This is a genomic window from Rhodococcus sp. PAE-6, from assembly GCF_025290685.1.
Classification (GTDB): domain Bacteria; phylum Actinomycetota; class Actinomycetes; order Mycobacteriales; family Mycobacteriaceae; genus Rhodococcus; species Rhodococcus pyridinivorans.
Genome location: NZ_JAOCLZ010000051.1, coordinates 1 through 4,061, shown reverse-complemented (window position 1 = coordinate 4,061; position 4,061 = coordinate 1). Strand labels below are relative to the sequence as shown.

The 4,061-nt window shown below is 70.7% G+C and carries 4 protein-coding genes; all 4 read right to left on the bottom strand.

Annotated features, from left to right (window positions below):
• Positions 1-216 precede the first annotated feature (216 nt).
• Positions 217-1,545 (bottom strand): hypothetical protein, encoded by a 1,329-nt coding sequence (locus NVV99_RS26020; protein WP_029547279.1) that lies wholly within the window; start codon positions 1,543-1,545, stop codon positions 217-219.
• Between the two features lie 63 nt (positions 1,546-1,608).
• A complete protein-coding gene (locus NVV99_RS26015) occupies positions 1,609-2,397 on the bottom strand; it encodes an AAA family ATPase (protein ID WP_029547278.1) in 789 nt (262 codons plus the stop codon).
• Complete coding sequence (locus tag NVV99_RS26010) at positions 2,394-3,851, bottom strand: transposase family protein (RefSeq protein ID WP_231386051.1); 1,458 nt, start codon at positions 3,849-3,851, stop codon at positions 2,394-2,396. Before NVV99_RS26010 ends, NVV99_RS26015 begins: the two co-directional genes overlap by 4 nt.
• A gap of 17 nt (positions 3,852-3,868) precedes the next feature.
• The coding region (locus tag NVV99_RS26005) for a hypothetical protein (RefSeq protein WP_260783261.1) at positions 3,869-4,061 on the bottom strand (193 nt) is incomplete at its 5' end.

Below are 4,061 nucleotides of genomic sequence, written 5' to 3'. Positions count from 1 at the left end.
TGAGACTTCCCATCGGGATGTCAGTGCCGTGAGCTGGGGTTTTCCCATCCATGTCAGTAGGTGTTCCCACTCGATGTCAGCGAGGTCCCGGTCTGATCCGGAAGGTAGGCGGACCTGGGGCTTTGCGAGCGAACAGGATGTATTTCGTCCTGGCCCAGCAGTACGTCTCCGGTTGCTGTCCGCGGCGGCCGGTCCGATCGGGCCCGAACGGGCGGGTCAGGGCACGGCATCAGGGAACATCCGGGCGAGGTTGAGGATGCCGGTGCTGCGGAGCCAGCCGTCACGCCAGGGGTGCAGGGCCGGGATCCTCAGCCCGCAGGCGCGTGCGGTGCGGTGCAGTCTGCCAGTCCTGCCGATCACGTCGGCGAACAACCGATCAGTGGGTACGGTGCGTGTTTCCTGGAAGAGCGCGGCGGCGTGCAGCAGGGGTCGCGCCGGTGGTGGGATCACCCAGACTCGCAGGTCGGCGGGGTGGGTGACACCGCAGGTCCCGGGGAGGATCACTGTGTCCCCGGTGAGGGCCCGCCGCGGCAGAACGGTCAGCTCACGGTAGGTGGCGCCGGTGAACAACAGGGTGGCCAGCGCGGCGGCGTGTGCCGGGTTGGCGACGCAGGCCCGGATCCGGGCGATGACGTGTTCGGCGATCGGGGTGGTGGTCAGCCCCACCCCGACCATGTAGTGCAGATTCGGCGGCAACGCCAGCGGCAGACCATGCCGCTCGAACGCGGTCTGGGCGCCACGGAGCCGGGTGAGAGTGTGGTTGCGGCCGGGGCTATCGGCGACGAGGTCCCCGAGAAACCTGTACAGGCCGACGGTGGCGTGCCATCGACGGATCCGACCGGGCGGGATCGTGCCGTAGAGCGTGCGCAGGTGGGACCGCGGCGCGGGCAGGTAGGCGAGCATCCGCTGGGCCAGATCGGGAGCCCGGCCGCAGGCGGTGAGCCGTCGACTGGTCGTCTCGGCAGCCTGGTGGTAGATGGCGGCGACGCGGGCGTAGTCCGCGCGCGAGAGGGCGGCGGCCGCGTCGACGAGAAAGGTGGCGCAGCCGCTGTCGGGCACTGCGGGCAGTTCCGACGCGGCCGTCGGCGTGTGGGTGTCGCGGCGCGAGGAAGGGAGACGACCGGTGAGGGCGGCCAGGTCGTCGGTGACGTGGTGGCGGACCCCGGCCGGCATCTCGAGGCGGGGTGAGAGCGGGTCGCGGGAGTGCCAGACGAGTACCAGGTGTACGCCGGTGTCATGACGGAGCCGGAGCAGACAGGTGTGCTGAGCGGCCGAAAGACGGTGGGCGCGCAGCACGATCAGGTGCCGGATGTCGTCGCCGTGGATCCACGCGGTCACCGCCCGCCACACCGAGTCCGAGCCGGTCGCTCCTTGTGCTCCGGCCCCATCGAGCGAGTGCCCGAGGGCGAGCAGCAGGTCTTCGGCCAGCGCGGGCGCGGTCGATGCGCCGGGGGTGGGGTGCACGGTCACCACTGCGGACGCGGGAGCGTGGGCCCGCAGCAGGGTGTGGGTGAGGTGCGCGTCGTCCTCGCGGTCGAGCAGCACGGTGACCGGGGCGAGGGTGTCATCGGCGGCCGTATCTCGGCCGGTGGGCGAGGTCGTCGCGCCTCACCCGCTCCGGCCGGACATCTTCGCGAACACCGAGCCCAGCACCTCGCGGTCGATCCGATCGCGGTCGAGACGCTCGAGCGCGCGGACGGTGTGCGCGGTGAGCTTGGCCCAGGACCGGAAGTTGCCGTGCCCGGCGTGCGCGTCGGCAAAAGCGATGACGTCCGCGTCGGTGTGCTCCCACACCGGGTGGAACGCCGGGATCACCCGCAGCACCTGCTCGGGGGTCATGCGCCGGAATTCCTGCCACACGTACACCCGACTCGACAGCATCGGTTCGCGGGAGAGCACGTGGTAGCAGTCGCCGCCTCCGACGAACACGATCGCGATGTCGGTGCGCCGGTCGTCCCACAGGTGCCGCCAGTATTCGAAGCATTCCCGCGACATCCACTGCGCCTCGTCGCAGACCAGGACCCGGAATCGCTCGGACAGCACGTTCTTGAGTGTCTGGTCGAACTCGATCGGCCGCAGCGGCGGCACTCCGGCGACACCGAGCGCGTCGAAGAGCGTGTGCCGGATATCGCGTGGGGTGGGCCGCGCCCGGAACTGCACCCGGCACACCGTGTCCGCCGCAAGCTCGCGGAGCGAGGCATTGACCGACAACGTCTTTCCCACACCCGCATCGCCGTGCACGCACATCATCGCCTTGGCCTCGATGACGTCGGCGAGGTTGTCGCGGGTCAACATCAGCGCGTCGGTGGCCACGATGTGCGCCCCGGGCAGCCCGAGGAAGTGATCGGCCTGGGCGCCGTCGACATCCGGGCCCGGGTTGCGGGGTGTCCTCGTCACCGGCGGTCCTCGTTTCGGTCGGGTTGTGCCTGCTTATTCGGGTCGACCGGCAACCGCCAGGTCGCCGGCGGCGGGTCGAAGGGAATCAGATCCGGGCGCGCCCACCGCGCCAGGTCGGTATCGCGTTCGGCGGCCAGGACCGCGGCAGCCTCGGCCGTCGTCATCGCATCGAGTCGTTTCGCCGGCTCCGGCACCGTCGACGCCGCATACCGGACCCGTCGCTCCCGTTCGGCCGCGGCCAGATCCGACCGCAATCGGCGCGCCTTGCGGGCGCGGGCCTGCTGCACCCGGGCACGGGTCTGCGGCGGTGCGGCATCGGCGAGTACCGCGGTGCCCAGATGCGCGCCGGTGCCGGCGTCGAACACCTCGATCTCGCCGGTGTGGTGCGGCATGTACCGGATCCGCACCCCCGCCCCGACCAGTCCGACCATCCAGTCGGCGACGTAGTGGCGGCCGCGACCGAAGGCGACCCCCTTGGTGGTGATCGTGCGACGGCGGCGGTCGTCTTCGAGAGTGAACATCCACAACCGGGTCTCGTCGGCGTCGTGGATCGGGGTCGGATCGTCGGCCCAGGACTGCATCGGCGTCCGCTCCCCCAGTTCGGTGATCGCGTGCTCGGTGTTCCACCACCGCACCCAGCCCAACACCTCGGCGGTGAACGCCTCGAACGACAGCGGCGGCTGGTCGGGATCGACCGGGCCGCCGCTGACCTGCCTCTGCCGGTGTGTGTAGCGCGGCAGGCCCGCGAACAGCATCTTCTCGGCCGCACCGTTGATCGTCTCCACCGTGCCCTTCAGGTGCGCACCGTAGGCGGGCAGGTCGTCCACCCGCACCGCGAACGCGCCCAGCGCGTCGGCGACGGTGTGGGACAAAAAGTCCTTGCCCCGGTCGATGCGCACCACCGCGGGCAGACCGCCGGCCGGCCCGTACGGCTCCCGCCGCATCACCGCCGCCCGCAGCGCCGCCAGCACGCTCTCCCGGTTCGGAATCCGCGGTGTCACCGCCACACCGAGGATCACGTCATGGGCGGCATCGACGAACCAGGTCACCCACGGCTTGACCAGCCGCCCGTCCGCCTCGACCTGGACCGGAGCCTCGACATGGTCGGCCTCCCACACCGCGTTCCGGTGCGACGGGGGTCGCTGCAGGAACACGTCGAACCTCCTGCGCGCCCGCTCCCCGGCGCGCAACCCGGCCCGATCGCCCGCGCTGACATCGGCCACCACCGCCCGATACAACGCGGACTTGCTCGGTGCCGGTGCGCCACCCGCCTTCTCGGCCGCCACCAGCTCCCGATGCAGCGCCATCACGTTGCCGCGCCAATACGCCAGGCGCACCCGCAGTGCATCATCGAGCCGGAACCGGCGCCGCGGCACCGGCCCCACCCCGTCCCGACGCGCCGCCAACCACCGCCACACCGTCCGCTCAGCGACGGCCAACGTCTGCGCGCTCAACCGGACATGATCGCTTGTCAGCTCACCACGCTCGTCCAAAGCCGCCAGCCGGTCCGCCGCAGCCTGCCGTAGCGCCCGCGCGCCCGCATCGACCACCAGCCGACCTCCCCAACCTCGCGCTGGGTACTCGAACACACGTATTCGATCACGAAGTAGGAGGCACTGACATCGAAACGGGAATCGCTACTGACATCCCACTGGGAAGTCTCA